This is a genomic window from Fusibacter sp. 3D3 (assembly GCF_001748365.1).
In the GTDB taxonomy this organism is placed as follows: Bacteria; Bacillota; Clostridia; order Peptostreptococcales; family Acidaminobacteraceae; genus Fusibacter_A.
On sequence record NZ_BDHH01000029.1, the window covers coordinates 24,533 to 48,750 of the forward strand.

The 24,218-nt window shown below is 36.2% G+C and carries 19 protein-coding genes, 1 rRNA gene and 1 other annotated feature; of the genes, 3 read left to right on the forward strand and 17 right to left on the reverse strand.

Annotated features, from left to right (window positions below; genetic code table 11):
* Positions 1-7 precede the first annotated feature (7 nt).
* The 8 genes from F3D3_RS21445 to F3D3_RS21475 all read right to left on the reverse strand — a co-directional run bounded on the left by F3D3_RS21445 (position 8) and on the right by F3D3_RS21475 (position 7,890).
* A complete protein-coding gene (locus F3D3_RS21445) occupies positions 8-2,377 on the reverse strand; it encodes an endonuclease MutS2 (RefSeq protein ID WP_069876488.1) in 2,370 nt (789 codons plus the stop codon).
* Between the two features lie 14 nt (positions 2,378-2,391).
* On the reverse strand, positions 2,392-2,562 hold the full coding sequence (locus F3D3_RS24320) for a hypothetical protein (RefSeq protein WP_175438444.1): 171 nt from the start codon (positions 2,560-2,562) through the stop codon (positions 2,392-2,394).
* A gap of 62 nt (positions 2,563-2,624) precedes the next feature.
* Positions 2,625-3,158, reverse strand: coding sequence for a cell division protein ZapA (zapA, locus tag F3D3_RS21450; protein WP_069876489.1), 534 nt, complete (start codon positions 3,156-3,158; stop codon positions 2,625-2,627).
* Positions 3,159-3,229: 71 nt separating this feature from the next.
* On the reverse strand, positions 3,230-3,607 hold the full coding sequence (locus F3D3_RS21455; RefSeq protein ID WP_069876490.1) for a hypothetical protein: 378 nt from the start codon (positions 3,605-3,607) through the stop codon (positions 3,230-3,232).
* Between the two features lie 12 nt (positions 3,608-3,619).
* Entirely contained in the window at positions 3,620-4,459 is an 840-nt protein-coding gene (locus tag F3D3_RS21460; RefSeq protein ID WP_069876491.1) for a S1 RNA-binding domain-containing protein, read from the reverse strand.
* Between the two features lie 295 nt (positions 4,460-4,754).
* Complete coding sequence (locus F3D3_RS21465) at positions 4,755-4,955, reverse strand: cold shock domain-containing protein (protein WP_069876505.1); 201 nt, start codon at positions 4,953-4,955, stop codon at positions 4,755-4,757.
* A 200-nt stretch (positions 4,956-5,155) separates the two neighbouring features.
* Entirely contained in the window at positions 5,156-6,772 is a 1,617-nt protein-coding gene (locus tag F3D3_RS21470; protein ID WP_069876492.1) for an ABC-F family ATP-binding cassette domain-containing protein, read from the reverse strand.
* Positions 6,773-6,969: 197 nt separating this feature from the next.
* Positions 6,970-7,890 carry an exopolyphosphatase gene (locus F3D3_RS21475; RefSeq protein ID WP_069876493.1) on the reverse strand — a complete coding sequence of 307 codons (921 nt, stop codon included), beginning with the start codon at positions 7,888-7,890 and terminating at the stop codon, positions 6,970-6,972.
* Between the two features lie 189 nt (positions 7,891-8,079).
* On the opposite strand from F3D3_RS21475, the gene F3D3_RS21480 reads away from it, so the two are divergent.
* Positions 8,080-8,661 carry a metallophosphoesterase gene (locus tag F3D3_RS21480; protein ID WP_069876494.1) on the forward strand — a complete coding sequence of 194 codons (582 nt, stop codon included), beginning with the start codon at positions 8,080-8,082 and terminating at the stop codon, positions 8,659-8,661.
* 113 nt (positions 8,662-8,774) lie between these two features.
* Here the strand turns inward: F3D3_RS21480 and F3D3_RS21485 are convergent, their stop codons facing one another.
* The 9 genes from F3D3_RS21485 to F3D3_RS21525 form a co-directional block, all read right to left on the reverse strand.
* Positions 8,775-11,792 carry an efflux RND transporter permease subunit gene (locus F3D3_RS21485; protein ID WP_069876495.1) on the reverse strand — a complete coding sequence of 1,006 codons (3,018 nt, stop codon included), beginning with the start codon at positions 11,790-11,792 and terminating at the stop codon, positions 8,775-8,777.
* A complete protein-coding gene (locus tag F3D3_RS21490; protein WP_069876496.1) occupies positions 11,785-12,903 on the reverse strand; it encodes an efflux RND transporter periplasmic adaptor subunit in 1,119 nt (372 codons plus the stop codon). Before F3D3_RS21490 ends, F3D3_RS21485 begins: the two co-directional genes overlap by 8 nt.
* A 22-nt stretch (positions 12,904-12,925) precedes the next feature.
* Positions 12,926-13,519: a TetR/AcrR family transcriptional regulator gene (locus F3D3_RS21495; protein WP_069876497.1), complete on the reverse strand. Its 594-nt coding sequence runs from the start codon at positions 13,517-13,519 to the stop codon at positions 12,926-12,928.
* Between the two features lie 329 nt (positions 13,520-13,848).
* Positions 13,849-15,759: a BMP family ABC transporter substrate-binding protein gene (locus tag F3D3_RS21500; protein WP_242877183.1), complete on the reverse strand. Its 1,911-nt coding sequence runs from the start codon at positions 15,757-15,759 to the stop codon at positions 13,849-13,851.
* A gap of 254 nt (positions 15,760-16,013) precedes the next feature.
* Positions 16,014-18,407 carry a phenylalanine--tRNA ligase subunit beta gene (gene pheT / locus F3D3_RS21505; protein ID WP_069876498.1) on the reverse strand — a complete coding sequence of 798 codons (2,394 nt, stop codon included), beginning with the start codon at positions 18,405-18,407 and terminating at the stop codon, positions 16,014-16,016.
* 20 nt (positions 18,408-18,427) lie between these two features.
* On the reverse strand, positions 18,428-19,447 hold the full coding sequence (gene pheS / locus F3D3_RS21510) for a phenylalanine--tRNA ligase subunit alpha (protein ID WP_069876499.1): 1,020 nt from the start codon (positions 19,445-19,447) through the stop codon (positions 18,428-18,430).
* A 77-nt stretch (positions 19,448-19,524) separates the two neighbouring features.
* Positions 19,525-19,730 (reverse strand) — a binding site (T-box leader).
* A 52-nt stretch (positions 19,731-19,782) separates the two neighbouring features.
* Positions 19,783-20,613 (reverse strand): RNA methyltransferase, encoded by an 831-nt coding sequence (locus F3D3_RS21515; protein WP_175438446.1) that lies wholly within the window; start codon positions 20,611-20,613, stop codon positions 19,783-19,785.
* A gap of 12 nt (positions 20,614-20,625) precedes the next feature.
* Positions 20,626-21,276: a TrkA family potassium uptake protein gene (locus F3D3_RS21520; RefSeq protein ID WP_069876500.1), complete on the reverse strand. Its 651-nt coding sequence runs from the start codon at positions 21,274-21,276 to the stop codon at positions 20,626-20,628.
* Between the two features lie 44 nt (positions 21,277-21,320).
* Positions 21,321-22,676 carry a TrkH family potassium uptake protein gene (locus F3D3_RS21525; protein ID WP_069876501.1) on the reverse strand — a complete coding sequence of 452 codons (1,356 nt, stop codon included), beginning with the start codon at positions 22,674-22,676 and terminating at the stop codon, positions 21,321-21,323.
* 276 nt (positions 22,677-22,952) lie between these two features.
* Between F3D3_RS21525 and tnpA the strand changes: the two genes are divergently transcribed.
* Together tnpA and F3D3_RS21535 are read left to right on the forward strand one after the other, a co-directional pair.
* A complete protein-coding gene (gene tnpA, locus F3D3_RS21530) occupies positions 22,953-23,375 on the forward strand; it encodes an IS200/IS605 family transposase (protein WP_069876502.1) in 423 nt (140 codons plus the stop codon).
* Between the two features lie 645 nt (positions 23,376-24,020).
* Positions 24,021-24,218 (forward strand): 16S ribosomal RNA (locus F3D3_RS21535); the annotation flags it as partial.

The window sequence follows — 24,218 nt, forward strand, 5'->3', positions numbered from 1 at the left end:
CATCTCCTTATTTCAGATCTATTACAGTGGCACCATTTCCACCCTCATTATAGGCAGCATCTTCATATTTTTTCACATGGGGATGCCGTTTAAAATGTTCTTGCAGACCTTTCCTCAAAACACCAGTGCCTTTTCCATGAATAATTCTCACACGTTCTAAATTTGCTATTGCTGCATCATCTAAATACTTGTCGATGATCATCACAGCATCTTCAATATTTTGCCCTCTCACATCAATCTCCGTCTTGATACTTGCGCTTACCGCATTAAAAGCGCTTACTTTCTTGATCACTCTATCATCTTGCTTTTTTTTGCTGATTAATGCCACCCCTTTTAAATTGACATTCATCTTCATCAATCCAACTTGTACCATAAGATCCCCTTTATCATTTGGAAGTGAAATAACAGAGGCTTCTTGATTTATGGAAAGGACGATAACATGATCTCCAATCAGTAGGGATTCTGGGGCAAATTCATTTATAGCCTCCGCATCGATCACCGAATCCGTCACTAAATTTATAGAATCGGCAAGGCGCTTTCTCATTGCTTCAATTTCTTTATTTTTATCTTGGTCTGAATTCTTTTTAATTTCACGAAGTGATTTTACAATCTCATCCGCTTCATCTTTTGCACGCTTTAAAATCTCTTTTGCTTCATCTTTTGATGTTTTGAGCAATTTATCACGTTGAGTCGTGATTTTTTCTTCTTTTTCTTTCACGGATTTCTTAAGTTTTTCGATCTCAAGTCTCATTCGAATTGCAGCATCGCGCTCTTCTTCTACTTGTTTTCTACTCTTTTCAATATTGGCAATAATTTCTTCAAATTCAATGTTATCTTTATGCACATATTCTTTAGCATAATCAATCAATTCTTGACTCAATCCCAATTTTTTAGAGATTTCAAAAGCATTTGACTTACCCGGAATGCCTATTAAGAGTTTATAGGTAGGGCTTAGAGTCTCCACATCAAATTCAACACTTGCATTTTCAATGCCATCATTTACAATAGCATATTCTTTTAATTCTGAGTAATGTGTGGTTGCAAGCGTTCTCACATGCCAGCTTCTCAGCTTGTCAAGAATAGACATCGCCAGTGCAGCGCCTTCCGTGGGATCAGTTCCAGCACCTAGCTCATCAAATAAACAGAGTGAGTTCGGGGTGACATCATTTAGAATCTGAACAATATTGGTCATATGAGAAGAAAATGTGCTCAGGCTTTGTTCAATGCTCTGTTCATCTCCAATATCGGCAAAAACATGTTCAAAAATGCCAATTTCAGTGCCATAACCTGCTGGTATATGAAGGCCTGCTTGTGTCATTAATGTGAGCAATCCAACTGTTTTTAGCGTTACTGTTTTTCCCCCCGTATTAGGACCTGTTATGAGCAGTGTACTAAAAGTCTCACCTAACCATATATTCGTCGGGACAACAACCTCTTTAGGAATTAATGGATGTCTGCCATTTTTTATCCTAAGTCGATTTTGTGTATTGAGTTCGGGTTCTACGCCACGCATTGCTAAAGATAATTTGCCTTTTGCAAATATAAAATCAATTTGAGTTAGCGCACTTATATTGGCAATAACGGCATCGCCTATTTCAGCAACCTCACCTGTGAGCATCCTCAGTATGCGTTCAATTTCCTTCTGTTCTTCTACTTTGAGCATTCTCATCTCATTGTTAAGTTCCACCACCGCCATGGGTTCAATATAGAAGGTACTCCCTTTTGAAGACTGGTCGTGTACCATGCCCTTAATGTGATTTTTATGTTCACTTTTTACAGGGATAACAAAGCGATCCTGTCGAATGGTAATAATTGGATCTTGTAAGTACTTTTGATAACTTGGAGAAGTTATTATAGATTCTAATTTATTCCGAATGGCTGCGTTCTTACTTTCAATTCCCCTTCGGATCTTCTTCAGCTCTGGTGATGCATGATCTGATATTTCTTGATCACTAATTATACAGAGTTCAATATGTTTTTCAACTTCTTGGTGGACAGAAATTAATTCAGCAATATGGTTTAGCATCGGATATTTCTCACGAGAACTATCCGACCCTGATATAAATTTTTTCATAGCTCTAGAAGTCCTCAAAGAATCACACACTTCTAGCAATTGCTTTGGTGAAAGGCATCCACCGATTTGGGCCAATTTAATGTGATCTTTTAAGTCAAATAGGGGGCCCATGGGGATATTTCCAAACTGAATCAACATTCCAGTAGCTTCTGTGGTTTCGCTTAAGCCAAGTTTAATCGTCTCAATATCGATTTGCGGTTTGAGTTCATGGCAAATTGCCTTCCCTAAAGCAGAGGAAGCACTTTCTGATAACATTTCAATTATTTTAGGGTATTCAAGTACTCGCAATGTCTTCTCTAACATGTCTATTCACTTCCTTATTGGATTTCTTTCATTTCGTCTTCAAGCGCAAACGTCTGATTTGAACAATGACCACAGTGATCGTGGCCTTCTAACACGCCACCCACTACACAGTATTCACCTGCATTAATAGCAGCATTTAAGCTCTCAATTGATCCAGCTGACGCCAATAATTCAATATTTTTCATTTCATATTCTCCACAAAAAAAGCACCCTAACACAAGGTAAGGTACTTAAATGATCACTTCGTTTAATCTTCAAAATCAATCACTCTTAATTGACCTTCTCTATGAGAAAATTCTTTCTCAAGCTCAGCAACTTCATCTTTAGAGCGGTTTAAATCTACTTCTTTATCTTTCAACTGATGATCTAATTTATCCATTCTCTTCTTTAATTGGGAAATTCCTGTTTCGTAAATACTAGAAGAATCAATCAATTTTAAAAATTCTTGGACCATCTGTTCGTAAGCCTTACTCCTTCTATCAAATTCAGCAACCACTGCATTGAGCTCATCTCTTGCATTTTTAAGTTCATATTGCGGAGAATTAATGCGTTTTTCGAGTTCAATTTTCTCGCTGTTTACCTTATAAAATTCATCTGCAATATTTAAAGCTGTTAATACACCAATCATTGATGTACTCAGTTTTTTATTGCTTTCAAAAGTTTCACGCATTTTATCATCAACATAATTCGCAACACTTTGCATATGTTCTCTAGAATCTTCGCTTACTAATGTATATTCTCTATCCATAATCTTAACAATGACTTTATTCTTTTTATCCATCAAATACACCTCCAAGCAAGTTACCTACTTTATCATTATACTAAAATTTGCTTTTTTTTCATACACTCTTTTTATTTAATAATCTGAAAACATGCTTTTCCCGCAAGTTCTGCAAATGTTTCAGGTTCTAAAACGAAGCAATTAATCTTTGCATCTAAAGAAATTTGTTTGATACTAGCAAAAATATAGCGTACTTGAGGCGAAATCATGATCGTGTTAATTTTTAAAAAAGTACTCTCTAAGGCGTCTTTCGTTATTTCAGTTGCAGGTGCGTACAAAAACAAGTAATCTAGAGTTTCATATTGTTGAATTGAATCTGGATTGTAAAGCACTGCACCATAATCAATTTGTACCTTAAACCCCTCTTCTTCTGCTGCATCTGAAACACTCTTTAAAAATCTTTGGCTTGAAAGTCCCCCTGTACACAACATCAATACTACTTTTACCATAACATCACCCTATCATTTCTGAACAATTTTAATCCCCTCTTCAAATAGTTCTATCTTTTTATCTTTAAGCAATTTTCCCACAGCACGTTTAAAGGCACGTTTACTCAAATTCAATTTCAGCTTAATCAATTCTGGATCACTTGCATCATTGAGCAACAATGTACCATTGTTTTCATTTAAAGCCTTTTCTACAATTTCAACATCATCAAATATTTGAACACTTGATTTCTGCTTAATACTGAGATTAAGTTTACCATCTTCACGTACTTTTGTGATTCTAGCATCAATCATAGCACCAACTCGTATTTCATTGTACAGTTCATGTTTAGGTATAAACCCGTGATGTTTATTTTCAACCGCTACAAAAGCACCCATCTCTGCTTTGATTTCATAAACAATCCCTTTTACCTGTTGATTCAGCTCATATTGGCCTTGTTCTTCTAAATGATTGTATATTTTCATAGATGAAGCTATATGACCGTTATCATCGAGCATTAACATCACTAGGTATTTTCTACCTTCAATCAGATCTTCTTTTGCCTCGCCATATGGCAAAAACACATCTTTGTCTATGCCATTATTTAAAAAAAATCCTGATTTGATCTTGCCCACACACTTTAAAAATCCAATTTCACCAACTTGCAATATAGGCTTTTGATTCGTTGCTGTCAATCTTTGCTCAGAATCATGGTAGATGAAAACAGTCATTTCATCATTAATTGCAATGCCTTCAGGTTTAAATTTATTAGGCAATAAAATTTCGGATTCGCCATTGATTTCATCGCTCATATAAGCGCCATATTCTGACAATCTGTTGACATAAGCCTTTTGAACTTTACCTACATTAAACATTTTTACCTCTTTCATAATAACTTTTTATATTTTAATACCCAAATTATTCAGGGCAAATCTTTTCGTCCACTTTTTTAACATTATAGCATATTACAACGATTTTATATAGGGCTTAGAAATTGGAGGAAAACACTGTCTTCACTGCGTTAAGATCATTGTCCGCCAAAACCTTGTTTTGCCTGACCCGTCCTCGTCTAACCGCTTAGAGCAGGTTAAACATTCCTGCCTCTAAGCGGGACGAAAACTAATGATCTACAACTAAAAAAAACCTCGGATCAACCGAGGTTTTAAGTAACTATCTGATTGGTGTTACGTTTTCAGCTTGAGGTCCTTTAGGGCCTTGAGCGATTTCAAAGCTTACTGCTTCGCCTTCTTCTAAAGATTTAAAACCATCTTTGTTAATTTGTGAAAAGTGTACAAATACATCTTTTCCATCTTCAGCAGTGATAAAGCCAAATCCTTTTTCTGAGTTAAACCATTTTACAGTTCCGTTAATCATGTTTTGTTCCTCCAAAATTTTTTTCCTTAAAACCTAATGCAAAAAAAACATACAAAATTTTGGAAGCCTAAGACAGATATCTTCACTGCATCCGATCTTTTTGATTAATTTTTTTTACTGGCATATCAAGGTACAACTTTATGATACACTGATTTAGAAAAAAATGCAAGCCTTTTAATTATGCATGCATCGCTAAATTACGCATACATTGAATCAATTTGTTTTTGCAATACATCATCATCAAGGAAATCATCAAAATCAACTTCTTTATCAAAAGTACCATTTGGCGTGATCTCTATCACACGATTGGCAATTGTCTCGATGAATTTGTGGTCATGCGACGTGAATAAAAGTGTGCCCTTAAAGGCGATAAGACCATTATTAACGGCCTCTATGGACTCTAAGTCAAGGTGATTTGTAGGTTCATCCAAAAGAATAACATTCGCTTTTGAAAGCATTAATTTTGAGAACATACATCTGACTTTTTCTCCACCAGATAGAACACTTGACTTTTTAAGTGACTCATCTCCTGAAAACAACATTTTACCTAGAAATCCTCTGATAAAAGTTTCTGTTTTTTCTTCTGAATACTGTCTTAACCAATCGATCAGATTCATTTCAACGCCCTCAAAATATTCTGAATTATCTTTTGGCAGATAAGATTGTGATGTTGTAACACCCCATTTAAAAGTACCTGAATCGGGTTCCATATCTCCCATAAGAATCTTAAAGAGGACTGTTCTTGTCATATCGTTTCTACTCAATACAACAATTTTATCGCCCTTATTCACCGTAAACGAAACGTTGTCAAGCACCTTTACACCATCGATGATCTTCGTCAAACCTTCGACTTGCAAGATATCCTTACCCGCTTCTCTTTCTGGTGTAAACCCAACAAAAGGATATTTTCTAGAGGAAGGTTGAATATCTTCAATATTGATTTTATCAAGCATTTTCTTTCTTGAAGTCGCTTGCTTTGCTTTAGAAGCATTCGAACTAAATCTAGCGATAAAATCTTGAAGTTCTTTAACTTTTTCTTCTTTTTTCTTGTTTTGTTCACGCATAAGTCTAAGCATCAATTGACTTGATTCGTACCAAAAATCATAGTTTCCAACGTAAAGTCTTGCCTTACTAAAATCGATATCCAACATATGTGTACATACTTTGTTTAAAAAATGTCTATCATGCGATACAACAATGACAATTTTATCATAGTTGATTAAAAATTCTTCTAGCCAATTGATTGCTTTGAAGTCAAGGTGGTTTGTTGGCTCATCCATGAGTAAAATATCTGGCGTGCCAAATAGAGATTGCGCCAAAAGTACTTTGACTTTATCATCTGCTGGAATGTCCGCCATGGTTTTAGCAAAGTTTTCAGATCTAACCCCCAAGCCATTTAATAGTTTTTCTGCGTTAGATTCCGCATCCCATCCATTTAACTCTGCGAACTCGCCTTCAAGCTCTGCAGCCTTCATTCCATCTGCTTCTGTAAACTCTGGTTTCATATAGAGTTCATCTTTTTCTTTCATGATCTCATAGAGTCTTTTGTGACCCATGATTACTGTATCTAGTACGCTAAAATCATCAAACTGATAATGATCCTGTCTTAACACAGCCAATCTTTCCCCAGGTGTAATAAAAACATCACCCTCGTTTGGTTCTATTTCACCCGAGAGAATCCTAAGAAAAGTTGATTTCCCAGCGCCGTTTGCTCCGATCACGCCATAACAGTTCCCTGGTGTAAATTTTACATTAACTTCGTCAAATAATTTTTTATCACTAAATCTTAAACCAACGTTCGTTACCTGTATCAAAGTTTTGCCACCTTTCAAAATTCATAATATGCCGTTCCTTTATCCAAATATAAATTATATCATTTTTTCAGTGAAGTACAATCCCATTTATAAGATTTAATCAGAAAACAGCTCAAATTTAACAATTTTAAAGACATTTCTCTAATTATCTATCCTTTTCTCGATAGAGGGATAAGAGTCCTGCCTTTATTTTTGGCTTATTTTACTTTTTCAATCACTTCCAGTAAAAGTCTCTCTGCGTCTTCATTTGGAATCTGACAGGTTCCAGCATTCAAATGGCCTCCACCACCATAGGATAACATCACATCTCCAATGTTTGTTTGGTTTGTTCTGTTAAAAATAGATTTTCCCACTGTGAAAACTGTATTTTGTTGCTTGAGGCCCCAAATAACTTGAATGGATATATTACAGGCTGGATATAAAGCATATTTATAAAAACGATTTCCTGGATAGATTATTGCTTCATTTCTTAAGTCCACAACGATAACATGATCATATACTTTCGTATTGTTTTGAATTTGTGCTTTGAATTCAATTTGATATTTATTGTATAAATCCACACGTTCCTTTACATCCGGTAATTCAAGAATTTCTTCAATAGAATGTGTTTTACAATAATCGATTAAATCCATCATAAGTTGATAGTTTGACACTGTAAAATCTTTGAAACGGCCAAGTCCTGTTCTCGCATCCATCATAAAGCTTAGAAGCTCCCAGCCTTTAGGATTCAGAACGTCCTCTTTTGTGAATTGAGCTGAATCCGCTTTATCCACTGCTAAAATCATCTCATAAGGCACGTTTTTAAAAAAATCGCTCCCGCCATAATATTCATACACAACTCTAGCCGCTGATGGCGCATCTTTATCAATAATATGGTTTGGTTTAAGACCTTTATTTCTAATCGTTTCACTAAGATGATGATCAAAGGCCAAATGCACACCTTCTACATAAGGTAGATTCGTCGTAATATCTTTATCTGTAACTTCAATCAAACCATCTTGCATATCTTTTGGGTGCACAAATTTAATATCATCAATCAAATCCATTTCCTTTAATAAGACTGCACATACAAGACCATCGAAATCGCTTCTTGTTATTAATCTGTATTTTTCACTCATAAGCCCTCCAAAATTTAAGTAATTTTTCTTTTCCATCTTCATAAACTTATTTATAATTATATTATACGACTAAACTGTCATAATAAACAGAAAAGCAAGTAAATTTCTATGTTTTTTTAATGAATACATCCTATAAGACATATTCAAACAATTCATAATATGATAAACTATCTAGAGGTTAAGAGATATATGAAGATTTTAGCAATTTCCGATACTGAAAGTAAATATATATACGACTATTTTGATCCTAAAAATTTTACAGATATTGCACTCGTTCTCGCAGCAGGTGACTTAAATGCAAATTATCTATCCTTCGTAGCAACGGTCTTTACTTGTCCAGTGCTCTATATCCATGGCAATCATGATAAACGTCTCATCAAAGAGCCCCCTGAAGGTTGCATCTGCATAGACGATAGCATTTATACCTATAAAGGTATTCGAATTGCTGGGATAGGTGGCTGTATGACCTATACGGGTGGTCCTTTTCAGTACTCCGAAAAGGAGATGGCTTGGCGCCTTTTTAAACATCGCTTTAAATTCAGAAAGGGCTTTGATATCTTATTGACTCATTCTCCTGCATATGGATTAGGCGATGGTGGCGATCAAGCTCATATTGGCTTTAAATGCTTTCTGAAATTACTCGACCAGTATCGTCCAAAGATTATGGTTCATGGACATCAGCATTTGAACTACGGAAAAGGTCAAAGATATCATCAGCATAATGATGTTAAAATCATTAATGCTTATGGCTATACGGTTTTTGAAATCTAAATTTAAAAGGACCCTCTCAATTTGATTGATAAATCATTGTAGATTGGGTCCTTTTTTCTCAGTAAATCACTTTTACTTTCCACGGTGATCGTTTGAGTGTCAAAAACCAGTGATTATCGCTCTAACAAATAATAAATGGTCGGTATAACCGTCAATGTCAAAACCGTGGAGATCAACAAGCCACCCACTAATGCAATCGCCATTGGTGTGAAAAAGGAGCTGTTTGCAAAAACAAGGGGTAGCAATCCAAAAATAGTGGTTACAGAACTCAACAAAATGGGTCTCATGCGCTTTTCGACCGAATCAAAGCAAGCCTCTTTTACTGCCATCCCCTCTGATCGAGCACGATTGATATATTCAATAAGCAGTATCGCATTGTTGACCACTATACCGATCAAACTTGCCCCTCCAAGACCAACTGTGAAGGTAAAATGCGTTCCTGTGAGTACTAAACTGAGTAAAATACCAATTGCAGATAGAGGGATCGTTGCCAGAATAATAAAGGGCTGTTTAAGTGAATTAAACTGAATAAGCAAAATGATATAAACGATCACAAGCGCAAAAGCAGAGGCTACAGCAAGACCCGAAAGGTATTTTGAAATGGTTTCTTTATCCCCGCCATAGCTGATGTTTACGGAAGAGGTGTCCACCTCATTTTCAATAAAAGCTTGTATCTCATTTTGTATGGAGCCGGAACCGAACCCTGCTTTCACCTTCGCTGTAACACTTACAAGCGATTCTCTATCATAACGCTTGATCGAAGTCAGTTCTTCCTTAATTTTCACTTTTGCAAATTGTTTCACTAAGATCTTCGCATTTGTGTAACTCGATTTAATGGTTAAGTTTTCAATATCGTCGATTTGATCAATATTGGATTTTAACATCAAGTCATATTCTTTGCCCTCAGATTTTAGAACACTTGCCTTTGAACCATTTAGCGCTAAATTGATTTGATACTGAATATCAAATTTAGAAAGACCAAAGCTACTCGCCTTTTCGTCATCAACTTCAACAATATATTGATATTTGTAATTGGATTGATTGTTCTTAACATTCATAGTTCCGGGATATTTTGCAAGTTCATTATAAATCTGATTGGCAACTGCATTAATGTCCTCTAAATTTGCACCTGAAATTTTGATGTCTATTGTTGGCCCTGGAATATTGATTTCAAGAAGATTTACAGTGCAATCTCCACCTATAAATATTCGATCCATTTTTTCTTGTAAATATTGTCCCAATTCCTCTCTACTCCTAAAGCGCTCTCCTTGCGTTAGATCAAACTCACAAAACAATTGCCCCTTATCACTAGAAGGTGGCACAAGACCTGCCGTCATGTAGAATCTTGGAATTCCGCCAGCAACTGAACTCGTCGTATTGATGATTTCAGGTTCCTTCAAAAGTATGGCTTCAGCCTGCTCGACCAATTTTTGTGTATATTCAGAATCTCCAGAGACTTCAGATTGAATGTTGAAGTAGATCACATTTTTATCTACAAACGGGAACATCTTCACATCTATAACTTTAAATAGTCCCAATGAAACGATAAGAATTGAAAAGATAATCAGCATTGATCTTATTGGATACTCAATATTTCTTCTCACAAGTTTTCTATATACATTTGTGATGCCCTCTAAATAGTCTTTTTGGGTCTGCTTTGGCTTGAAAAATCGACTTGCAAGTGCAGGCGTTACGGTCATCGCTACAATAAAAGATGCTGAAAGTGCAATAATAACAACTTCAGGTAATGATTTTGCAAACTCGCCAGCTTCACCTGGCAAGACCATCAATGGCGCAAAAGCAGCGATCGTCGTAAGCGTCGATGAAAGCACTGGAATGGATTGTTCTTTAGCACCAAGATAAGAAGCCTTTATCGGATCAATCCCTGCGTTAATTTTGACTTGTATCGCATCACTTATGACAATCGAATTATCCACTAAAATACCAAGGGCAATGATCAGAGCCGCGATCGATACCTGTTGGATGTCTATTCCTAATAGACTCATACTGATAAAGGTGGTCGCTATACAAAGTGGTATTGTCATAGATACAATGACTGCATTCCGAGCACCCATTCCAAATAGAACGACAATAACAACTAAGATAATCCCTTGAATTAAATTGTTAATAAAATTACCCACTGAAACTGCCACATCTTTGGGTAAATATAAGACTTCATTTATGTTTAGTCCATCAGGGAGCATTTTGTTTTCTCGATCAATGACTTGTCTAACTTCATCTCCTACTAAAATGATATTTTGATTTTCTTGAAAATAAGCTGTAATCAACACCGCATTTTCTTGATTAAATCTATATTTAATGCTATCTTCATCATATTCAAAATAAATATGTGCTACATCTCCTAATCTGACAATGCTCCCCTCTTTTTCAGATCTATAGATAATCATTTTATTTAAATCCTCTAAGGATTCAAATGATTTTGGCACTTTCACATTAATCTTACCTTGTTCCGTTTGAATTGCACCAGACGGTATGATCACATTTTGGGCTCTGATTAGGTCGAATAAATCACTGTTTGAAAGTGCGATTGCACCCAGTTTCTCATTATCAATTTCTATGATGATCTTTTTATCGAGTTCTCCATCAATATTGACTTCTTTTATACCCGCCACTTTAAGGAGTGATTCCTTATAAAGTTTTGCAAATCCAGCAAGCTGCTCATAATTATACTCACTACCCGTTAAAGCCAATATAATCCCAGCCGTCTTTGTAAGTTCGGTGTTTATAGTAGGCTCATTTATCCCATCAGGCAAATCCGTTTTAATACGATCCAGTTCCGTACTCAGTTTTGACCATTGCTCTTTGTAATCCACATGGTAATCCAGCATAACAGTCACAATTGAAACATTATCATATGAATATGATTCTATAAAATCAATGCCCTCCAATTTCGCAATTGCATCCTCCACTGGCTTTGTTACAAGTTCTTCGACGTCCTTTGCCGATGCCCCTAGAAAAGTATAAATAACTTGTGCTGCTGGTCCCGTGGTATCTGGATTTTCTTGCTTGGGAATAAAATGATAGGCATATAACCCGAATATTAAAATAAAAAAGGATAAAAGAATCGTCACTTTCCTCTCTTTTATAGCAATTTGAATAATTTTATTCATTCGATTCACCTTCTACAATGACCTTATAGCCTTCTATTAACGCATTTTTACCTTCCACAATAACTTGATCTCCAGACTCAAGACCTGTGACTCTCACTTTATCTTTGTATATTTCATGCGTTTCTATCGTTTTTCTAAAGGCACGACTGTCCTTAACCACATAGACATAATCTGCACCATCATTCATAATTTCATTGATATTAAGCCAAAGGCCTTCCTGACTTTCGTCCTCAATTTCCACATGACAATCTTGTCCCAATATAAAAGATTCACTTGTATCCATTTTAACTTCTACCCCATAGGTTCTTGTGGCTTGATTGGGTATAAGATCAATATGTGCTATTTGACCTTCATAGCTATTGGCATCAATTTTGACTTGAGTCTTATCTCCAAGTTCTATTTTTTTAATATCTTCAAGCGTAACACTGATCTTAGCAATTTGACTTAAACTCCTAACCGTTATCGTTGGGTATCCTTGTGGCACAAGCTCTCCCACTTTATAGTGAATTTCAGCCACATAGCCCTCTATTTCAGATATCAATCCCGTATCTTCAACTGTTTTTGATTTATAGCCTAAATCTATTTCAGCCTGTTGTTTTTTCTTTTGAGCTTGTTCAAGATCCTTAGACTTAATCTCTTTCTGAAGTTCAGCTTCATTCAATTGATTTAAAGCAACAGCACCTGCGCTATAAAGTGAAAGCATATCTTCATAAGTATCGCTATAAAAATTAAAGGTCTCTTGCGCCTTTTCAGCATCAAGCTTGGCCATCTTTAATTGTTCTATTGACGCGTCTAATCCAAGATCAACTTCAAAGGAATCCAATGTTGCCAACAATGCGCCTTTAGAAACAACATCGCCAACTTCGACATTAACTTGTTCAAGTTTACCACCTGATTTGAAAGCGTAGTTCTTAATTTCCTCAGGTTCCAATTGACCATAATACTTTATTATTATAGGATACTTAACAGCTTCAATCGTTCTTACTTTCACAATTTTTTCCTTCTCCACCATATCGGAGACTTGACTTTTACAGCCTGTCATTATCCATAAAAAAAACAATGCGAATACCACGCTATAAGCTATTTTTGATTTTCTAATTTTGATTTTCATCTCTTCGACATCTCCTTATTCATTAACATGCTCTCATAAAGTAAAATTTAATATAGTCTTCTATTCGATCGTTAATCTCGTTGTCATCATCAAAATCCTCAGCAATTCTAATGAGCCCTTCTACAAAAGCATACGTTAAATAGATCGATATTTTGTGTGTAGATTCATTCTTTTTAAGTGCCAAATGTACCCACTCAATAAAACTGTATTTAATATCAGTGGTCTGGTTGCCGCGTTCATCTTTTAAAAGAATTAACAGCCTAATCCGATCCTCTGAAAAAAGGCTGACGATCTCATCTACAATCATTCGAATATAGTTGTGTTCTTTATCCTCTTTCAAATTTTGAACATAGGATGGATCAATTTCTCGACTCATAGAAAGATTCATCTCTGTGATCCGCTCAATTGCACCGTTTACCAATGTATAAACCGTACTAATGACTTCGTTATATAGCTCATCTTTATTTTCAAAATAACGATACAGATTACCCACTGTAATATCTGCACCGCTGGCAATATTGCGCATATTAGCGCCTTCATAGCCCGCTCTATAAAATTCTATTTTAGCCGATTGAATGATGCGATCTCTCACTTCTTGTTTTTGCACTTGTGCCATAGTACACTCCTTTAGCAACACCAAGCCATCTCTTGATGCCTCAAACCGATATTTTCTCAGTGGAAGCCTCGGAGAAAACCTTTCGGTTCAAATCTTGTTGTCTATAATAATAAACTCTTGTTTACTTTTAATAGTATACGAGATTTTTATTTTTTTTGCAATAGTAAACAATCGTTTATTTATGATTATTTTTCGTTTTGCCTGACCCGTTCTCGCCTAAACGATCAGAGCCAGTTGAATATCGCATCTCTAATCTGGACTAAAACGAATGATCTATACAAAAAAGCCCTCTACAATAACTGTAAAAGGCCCTTAATCGATTCAATACACTACAAAATGATTTGAACATTATCTACATACCAATCCATTTCTAGTATCTCTTCAGGTGTTAAAATTTTGTTGTTTTGTACTCTCAACATTCGGTTCTGATCATATATGGGACCACTAAAAGGATGATACTGATCTGATACAATCATCTTTTTCATAATCTCTAAAAGTTTCGACGTATCACTGGGCACATGCACCTTTGAATAATATATATCGATAACACCCGATGCAATTCCCCACCAAAAGTTGATCAATCTGCTTTCTTCAAAATACTGTGAGGTCACTCTTTGATAAGTGCCATTTAAAACACTGCTGATGATCTTTTCATAAAATATACCCCAGTTCCAAATTGGCGAAGCAAGATAATGTTCGGGGAGCTTTGTTTCAGCATTGATATCGCAGAGCATTGAGTATACACCATAATCCCATGTGACCCCTCTCGGAACAATTAGATTTTTATTACTGACAATATCAGCGCCACGCTCTATGAGTTTTTCGCTGAGATCAGTGCTCACTTTGGGATTATTCCATTCGCCGGTCCACACAACCAATAACTTTGCATTTGGGTTAACCATTTTTATGCCCATCGCAAAAGCATTGATACAAGAAATGACCTCTGGATTGGGTTCTGTAGCTGTATAGCCTATAATATTAGTCTTTGTCAACGCACCTGCTATAATGCCTGTTAAAAACCTCGGTTCATAGGTCCGTCCAAAATAATTGGTCATATGGACATAAGGTCTATTGCCTGAGCAATTAAAGAACTTAATTTCTGGATGTTCAAGTGCACACCTTAAAGTTGCTCTTCTGTAAATTTCACTTGTCGTAAAGACAATGTCATAACCTCTGGTTGCAAACGCTTCAATGACGGCAAATGCCGATTTATCCTCTGGGACATTATCAATGAAGTCTGTTTCAATCTGATCACTAAAATGCGTTTCAACATATTGCCTACCCAATTCGTGAGAATAGGTCCAACCCGATTTTTCAATATCTCTCGCATAGACAAAGCCAACCTTGATTTTTTTATGACTGATCAGATTGGTAATTGTATTCAGTAGAGTGCTTTTCCCAATATCTTCTGTATTCGTAAAAATATCAATTTCTTCATCGTCACCATAATTTTGAAGTTCTCGAATAAGAAGTGGCATGACCTTCTCTGCAGAAACTTCATCTAATGCTTTTGGAATTTCGTAAAGTTTCGCATAGAGTAAAAAGGCATCAGAGGTGGTTATATTAAGTTGGTCTCCTCCAAATTGCTTATAAAGCCTTCTAAAAGGTTCATAGACATAGCTTAGAAAATGCTGATACTTTGAATCGTAAATAGAATCCCCTGGATCATATGCCTTTAGATAGCCAAGCATTCTTTTGTATCGCGTTGTTTTGGAGAGCCATATTTCAACTAACCCAGTCTCTTTAAAAAATTCTAAAAATGCATAATAGAGTTTAATATCTTCATCGTGTTCATCGTATCTCGGAATCATTCTGTAGATATGAGCGGATACCTTCACCGCATCAAAATATTTGAGAACACTGACTCTTTTATTGCCCTCCATGACATAGTAATAATTTAAATACTCGTAAACCTTAATAGGATCTCTTATCCCTTCTTCAAGGTGAGATTGACATAAATTTGTCCACTTGCTCCCAAATTCGGTACTCAGTGATTCCAGTGGCATAAAATTTTTAGAAAAAATCATACGTCTTGAGTTAAAATAAGTACCGACCACTTTTTTTAGCGGAATTTCTCTTATTCCAAGATCAACAGTTGCCACAATTTCTACATCTTTTAAAAGACCATCTAAACTGGTTAAATGACCAGAAGCGCCTCTGGCTTTTAATCGATTGTACTCTTTCTTGCCTTTATTCCTTGCATCTATATAATACTCAGAAATATTACCTTCATAAATCACAATTTCACCTTCTTCTTGCAGTTAAAAAATCTTTTTTATACGGAGCCACCATGCTCACCCTATCATTATACCCATTAAATGCATATTATTCTATAAAAGAATAAACTCAATTCCTATTCAGTCTAAGGATTCAGTCTTAGTGGATAAAAATACTTTCCAACTTACAACACAAAATTCCCAATTGAGTACTCAGCTGGGAATTTTAGTTTGGTGCCTCTTCTATTGTCAATTTTAAATGCTCATTTAAAACTGTACTATCTCAATTGTGCTTCTAATTCATTTTCTAATGCTTTTAAAATATGAGCAAAAATAGAATTTACATCTTCATCCACTAGAGTTCTATCTTCAGCCCTAAAAACAAGCTCATAAGCTACAGATTTATACCCTGGCGGAATTTGTTTGCCTTTGTACATATCAAACATTTTTGCCGATTCCAATAAATCTCCACCATTTGAAAGTACAATTTGCTCAATTTGTAACGCAGTAATTTCATCCTTCACTAAAATGGCGATATCTCTTTCAATTGCAGGATACTTTGGAATTGGCGTAAACTTTTGATCTGCTTTTGCCAATTGAATCATCAAATTGAAATCGAGGTCCGCCACATAACCCCGAACCTGTAGGTCATAGTTTTCTTGAACATGAGGATGTAATTCCCCTAGCGTCCCTACAATATGAGTGCCCCAAATGATATTGGCACATCTTCCTGTATGGAATGTTGGATGATTTTCTTCCTTTTCAAAATAGTAATCACAAATACCCAAGCCGTTAAGAATATTTTCACAAGCACCTTTCAGTGTAAAGAAATCTTCTGATTCACCGTACATGCCTATGGTGAGCATTTTCTTTTCAATTGGCAAATTCACCACAGGGACTTCTTTAGGTAAAAATACACTGCCCATTTCAAAGATTCGAGCTTGTTTTACTTTGCGATTATTATTGCGCGCTAGAACATCTAAAACATTTGGTATTAAAGAAGTTCTCATAACACTGTACTCTTCGCCTAAGGGATTAATAAGTTCAACTTGCTGTCTTAACATACTATTTGCAGATAAATTAATTTTATCAAGATCCTTTTTTGACACAAATGAATAGGTTAAAATTTCATCAATACCACTTGATAAAAGCTCGAGTTTTGCTTGTTCTTCTATCAATTGCGCATTGGTTCTAGCGCCCCAAGTGTCTGTTTTAGGTAATGTCATGCCAATCTTATCGTAGCCAAAAATTCTTGCGACTTCTTCAACCAAATCAATTTCCTTCTGAAGATCTAGTCTATAGTAAGGCGCCACCGCAAAGTACTGGCCTTCTTTTTCTATCGTTTGAATGTCCAAAAGTTCAAGGTAATTTTTAATTTCATCTAAAGTTAATGTTTCGCCAATCACTTTTGAAATTTTCTCAACTCGATATGGTATTAAAACAGGTTCTGCTGGATCGGGATGCACATCAATTACGCCGTCAATAACAGTTCCAGCACCCAATGTTTCAATCAGCTCACACACTCGATTCACTACAATCATAGGCAAGCCTGTACTCACGCCCTTTTCGAATCGAGATGAGGCCTCTGTCCTAAGGCCTAAATCTTTAGAAGTTTTACGAATACTCGACTTATCAAAACTTGCAACCTCTATGAGTATGTTCTGAGTTGTTTTTGAAATTTCTGTGTTTTCACCACCCATGACACCTGCAATGCCAACCGTCCGTTTAGCATCTGCAATCACAAGCATTTCACCCGTAAGTGCTCTTACTTTATCATCAAGTGTTGTGAATTTTTCACCATTTTCAGCACGTCTTACAATGATTTTATGGTCCGTTACAGTATCAAGATCAAACGCATGTATGGGCTGACCGTACTCTAGCATCACATAATTTGTTATATCTACAATGTTATTTATAGGTCTCATGCCAGCATTCATCAATCTCATTTGTAACCATACTGGAGACTTTTCGATTTTTATTTCTTTGACCACTTTTGCCACATAACGTGGACATAAATCAGGTGCTTCTATGGTTACGCTTGCATAATCATTTATATCATCTACTTGAGTGTTTATTTTTCCCATAGGCAAAGTTAATGCTCTTTCAAAGCTAGCAGCAGTTTCACGTGCCATTCCAATCATACTGAGACAATCAGAACGATTCGGTGTGATTTCAAATTCAATAACAGTGTCTTTGATATCCAAAGCTTCTAAAATGTCCATTCCAAGCGGATATGCCTTATCTAAGATAAAGATTCCATCGTCAAATTCTTTAGGGATACAGGCTTTATCAAAACCCATCTCTTCAAGCGAGCAAAGCATGCCATTTGAAACTTCACCCCGTAATTTCCCCTTCTTAATCTTAATGCCACCCGCAATTGTGGCACCATGTACAGCCACGGGAATATAATCCTGTTCACGGATATTCGTCGCACCAGTGACAATTTGCAAGATTTCTTCACCCACATCAATTGTACAGACAAATAACTTATCCGCATTAGGGTGTTGAATAATCTTTGTGATTTTACCAACCACAACCTTGTCAACGCCTTCTCCAATCTCATAACTGCCTTCATTATTGGAACCTGTTAAAACCAATTTCTCAACGAGTTCTTTTTCTAAAATGCCCTCTATATTAACGTATTCTTTTAACCATTTTACAGGTACTCTCATAATGCCCTCCTCAAGTCATCTTAAAACTGTTTAATAAATCTCACATCATTTTCAAAAAGTGTACGGATATCGTCAATTTCATACTTCATCATCGTAATGCGATCAAGTCCCATACCAAATGCAAAACCATTATAAACTTCTGGATCAATACCACATTCTTTTAAGACATTGGGATGGACCATGCCACAACCTAAAATTTCAATCCAACCACTGCCGCCACAGAATCTACAGCCTTCTCCACCACATTTAAAGCATGAGACATCCACTTCGCCACTAGGTTCAGTAAACGGGAAATAATGTGGTCTGAATTTAGTTCGAGTTTGGCTTCCAAAGAGCCTTTTGGCAAATATATCCAGTGTCCCTTTCAAATCGGCCATAGTGATATCTTTATCAATCACAAGGCCCTCTAATTGGTGAAACATGGGTGAATGCGTCGCATCGATTTCATCGTTTCTAAAACATCTCCCCGGTGCGATAATTTTAATGGGTGGTGATGAATTTTTCATTGTTCTAACCTGAATCGGCGATGTCTGCGTTCTTAAAAGCAAGTCTTCAGTAATGTAAAACGTATCTGACAAACTTCTTGAGGGATGATCAATTGGCGCATTTAAAGCATCAAAGTTGTGGTAGACAGACTCTACTTCTGGACCTTCTGCAATCTTAAATCCCATCCCTAAAAAGATTTCTTTAACCTCATCAAGCGCTGTATTTAACGGATGTTTATGGCCTCTTAAAGTCTTTTTAGAAGGCATCGTTACATCAATCGTTTCGCTTTTAAGTTTTGCTTCTATTTCAAGTCTCTTTTTATCTTCTTTGACATCCTCTAGAAATTCTTCGATAGAGGCTCTAACCTCATTTGCTATTTTGCCCACTAACGGCCTCTCCTCTGCTGAAAGATTTTTCATATCTTTGAGAATAGTGGTAACTTCGCCCTTTTTCCCTAAAAATTTAATTCTAATATCTTCCAATGCTTTAAGGTTTGGCGCTTGTTTAATTTCTGATTTTGCATGTTCTAATAATTGCTCAAGTAATTTTTTCACTTTTCTACCTCCTATTATTCTGCATACTGCCATCTGCTATTTCCGTAAAAATGACAATAAAAAAAACCCTCTCCCAATCATGGGACGAAGGTTATTCCGCGGTACCACCCAAATTAATTACATAAGTAATTCACTTATGGCCTTAACGCAGCAAACGTCACTTTCTACTTAATTCAAAAGTGCATCTCCAGAGTGAACTTCAATGTATTGGAATGAAAACTTTCACCAGCCGTTTTCCTCTCTAATTTCCGCAAACATCTACTCTCTCCATCATAGATTTTTTCAGATTTTTGATATGGTTATCATAACATAATTCAAGATATCTAACAACCTTTTTATTTGTTTTGTATACAATATTCATTGATCTTATACATCATAATGCCTGCAGCCACAGAAGCGTTTAAAGATTCCGCCTTCCCGTATATAGGAATCGTGATCTTGTGGCTATCAAGACTCATAATTTGGTCTGAAACACCATTGGCTTCATTCCCAATTACAAGGCAATTGAAAGCACCATATGCCTTCTGATCGTTATAGACAAACGCCGCTTCAAGCGCTGTTACCAGTAATGTATACCCATGATCCTTTAACAAGTTCAAACACATTTGTGCATCTTCAATTTCTATCAGTTTAACATTTAATATCGACCCCGCAGTACTTCTAACGACTTTATTGTTATAAGGATCCACTGTGCCCTTACTCAAAACAATATATTCTATACCGCATGCATCTGCCGTTCTGATAATCGTCCCAACATTACCTGGATCTTGAAGACGGTCTAAAAAAACGACTTGTGGCAACACCTCTTCACTAAAAAGGGTTTCAAGTGCTACTGGTTTTGGCAACGCGAGTACACCTATTACCCCTTGAGAATGTTCAGTATCCGTTAATTCACTGAATAAATTTTGAGGCAATACAATTACCTTTGCGACTTCTTGATAGAGATGCAATTTTTCAACGCTTACAAAGTGATCCATCAGATCCTGTCTGATACAGATATATGCAATCGCATAATGATGTGTCACTGCATAGTCTACAAATCTTTCCCCTTCTATAATAAACTGATCCCACTTCTGCCTATACTTTTTATTGAGTAAGGACCTTATTTGCTTAAACACCTTATTTTGATTAGAATTAATTTCTTGCACCATATTAATTTCTTGCACCATTAACCTCTTTTAATTTTTTTCGATCTTTTTCAAATCTTCATTGTTACCGATTACAATAAGAACATCATCTTTTAAAAGTGTTTTGTCTGGTCCAGCGTTGATGTCGAATTCATCGCCTCTTCTAACGGCAATTACAGAAATCTGATATTTTCTTCTCATATCAATTTGGACTAAGTTTTTCCCAATCCACTCATCATTCATGCTAATTTCAAGAATGCTGTAATCTGGTGCTAGATCAATAAAATCAAGCACATTCCCAGAAACTAAATTTTTGGCAATCTTGATGCCCATTTCTTTTTCCGGAAATACAACTCTGTTCGCTCCAATTTTATAAAGCACTTTCGCATGAGAAGAATTTTGAGCTTTAGCGACAATGTGCTTCACACCCAATTCTTTTATCATAAGTGTCACGAGGATAGAGGATTGAATATCGGATCCAATCGTCACAATGGCAACATCAAAATTTCGAATCCCCAACGCCTTAATGGAATTTTCATCCGTTGCATCTGCCTGAACCGCATAAGTGACTTTATCAGAGATATTTTGTATGATCTCTTCATTATCATCTACCACCATGACCTCACAGCCGAGTTCGGCTAATTTTATCGCCACGCTTTGTCCAAAGCGACCACATCCGATTACTACAAATTGCTTTTTCATGCTTTTGCCTCCATTAGCTTTTACTTTTTTATTTCATTTATCAATTATCCCACAATTATTTTACCTTCAGGATAACGAATCGCTTTTCGTTTTGAAAGATTTCTATTACTAAGTGCAAGAACAATCGTCAGCGGTCCAAGTCTTCCAAAAAACATCGTCGCTGCGATGATGATTTTGCCTGCAAATGAAAGATGAGGTGTCAACCCTAGCGATAGACCTACAGTTCCAAGTGCACTCATGGCTTCAAACAAAACATATTCAAGCGAAACATCTCGTTCTGTTATCGTCAGTAGAATCGTTACCGATATAAATACAAAACTCGCAATGAAAAATACTGCTAACGCACGGTTGATGATCTCTTTAGAAATTCTTCTATGCGCAAATTCAACATCGTCAACACCTTTTATAACCGATTTAACTTTAAGAAATATCACACCTATAGTTGTGGTCTTAACCCCACCAGCAGTTGATCCTGGAGACCCACCAACGAACATGAATAGAATTGTAAAGATCAATGTTGGCAATTTCAATTGAGCCATATCAAGCGTATTGAAACCTGCTGTTCTCGGTGTGATCGAGTGAAAAAGCGCACCTAGAATCTTCCCTCCAAAACTCAAATTTCCAATTGTATTAGGATTATTCATTTCGAAGAGCATGACAATTACAAAGCCTGAAAAAATGAGACTCCCCGTCATTGTCAAAGCGAGCTTTGAGTGCAACGAAAGTTTTTTTGCATTTTTTACGCCTCCGATGTCAACAATAACTGAAAAACCGAGACCACCCAATACGATTAAAAGTATAATGACAATAGAAACCAGCGGATCACTAACGTATTGTGTCAAACTCACACCATTGCCCATAATGTCAAATCCTGCGTTACAAAAAGCAGATACAGAGTGAAATACAGCATAATAAAAACCATTTTTAGGACCAAATTGCGGTATAAATCTTATTGAAAGAAATAAAGCGCCAATGAATTCTATGCCAAGCGTTGTCAAGACGATATATAGAGTGAGCCTAATAACCCCAGATATGGAGAATTGATTAAGTGCCTCTTGCATAATCAGTCTATTTCTTAAACTTATTTTCTTTCCTAATATAATCGCTATTGATGTTGCCATTGTCATAAAGCCAAGGCCACCTATTTGAATTAAGAGCAATATAACTGTTTTGCCGAATACGCTCCAATACGTTCCTGTGTCCACAACTACAAGTCCTGTCACACAAACAGCAGAAGTAGATGTAAATATAGAATTGATAAAAGATGTAGATTGCCCATTTACTGATGATATCGGTAACATAAGTAAAAACGTTCCCAAAAGAATCGTTCCAGCAAATCCCAATACCAAGATTTGAGCAGGTTTCAATCCTTTTTTGAGACCGTGTCTTAATCGTTCCATTGTGTCCCCCCTATTGAATACTGCTATGATTATTTTTGCGCTTAAAGGTACTTATATATTATACATTTTTTTAAGCAAAAGCAAAACCAAATTTGAAATATAAATGGTGGGGGAGAATAAAAGTCTATAGATAGATACATAAATGACAATATTAATCCCCCAGCTATGCTGGGGAGAATAGAGTAAACAGAAGTGTTACGTCGATTATAATAAAGCCTCCTATGTTACAATGATAATGGTGTCGTAAGCCATATCAAAACATAGGAGGCGGTCCCAATGGACAATTCAAGTTTATCACACTGTAAGTGGAAATGCCAATACCACATAGTTTTTATACCTAAGTATAGAAGAAAGGTGATGTTCGGACAAACAAAGGCAGATATAAGAGAAATATTGAAGAAGTTATGTGAATATAAAAAAGTAGAAATAATAGAAGGAGCAGTATGTTCAGACCATGTGCATCTATGTGTTAGTATCCCGCCTAAGCTATCTGTATCAGAGTTTGTGGGATACCTAAAAGGTAAAAGTGCGCTCATGATATTTGATAAACATTCAGAGCATGGAAGCAAATGGGATGGGAAATTTTGGACAAGAGGCTACTATGTATCAACAGTAGGAAATATTACAGAAGAAGCCATAAAACGTTATATTCAAGAACAACAAGAGGAAGCAAAAATTGAAGAAACAAAAAGAAGATAGCCTCTTTTAGAGGCTGTTGGTAGTAAAGCTTGCGACACCCGCCTTTAAGGCGTGCAAGTAAACAGCCCTTATAGGGCTAATTTCAAACCACCACTTGAAGTGGTGGTTGATGACTCAAATTGATATCAAAAGAAAATACGGTTAATGTGTTTATAAATTATAGAGTGGGGTATTAAGAAATCTGTCACGATAAATAAAGATTAAAAAAAGTGTTGACATCAGTCTGGATATTTAGTATTATGAATAAGTTGCCTCACAGCGAAGCAACAAACACAAAAGAGCTTCAAAAAAAAAGAATAAAAAAAGTGTTGACTTAGCACAGACGAGCTGATATACTGAATAAGCTGTCGTGTGAAACGACAACACACAGGACCTTGAAAATTGAATAGCGCAAATGAATTAAAACACGCAATTCTTTGAGCTTATGGAAACTACTAAGAGCAATCTTGGCAGAAGAAATTGCTTAATAGAAACAAAGTGATAAAGTCAAAATGGAAGCTTAGGTGGAAGTGGAGACAAACGGAAAAACAAAAGCCAAATAGACCTTTGGGTCGAAAATGGAAGTTAGCTCATTTATGAGTCCGGTTTACGTTTGCTAACAAACGTTAGATTGGATTTGTTTAACGAAGTTAAACAAAAAGGATTATAATTAAGAGTTTGATCCTGGCTCAGGATGAACGCTGGCGGCGTGCCTAACACATGCAAGTCGAGCGAGAATTAAGGGAGTGGAGACTTCGGTCAAAGCAAGCTTAAGGAAAGCGGCGGACGGGTGAGTAACGCGTGGGTAACCTGCCTCATACAAAGGGATAGCCACTGGAAACGGTGATTAATACCCTATAAGAC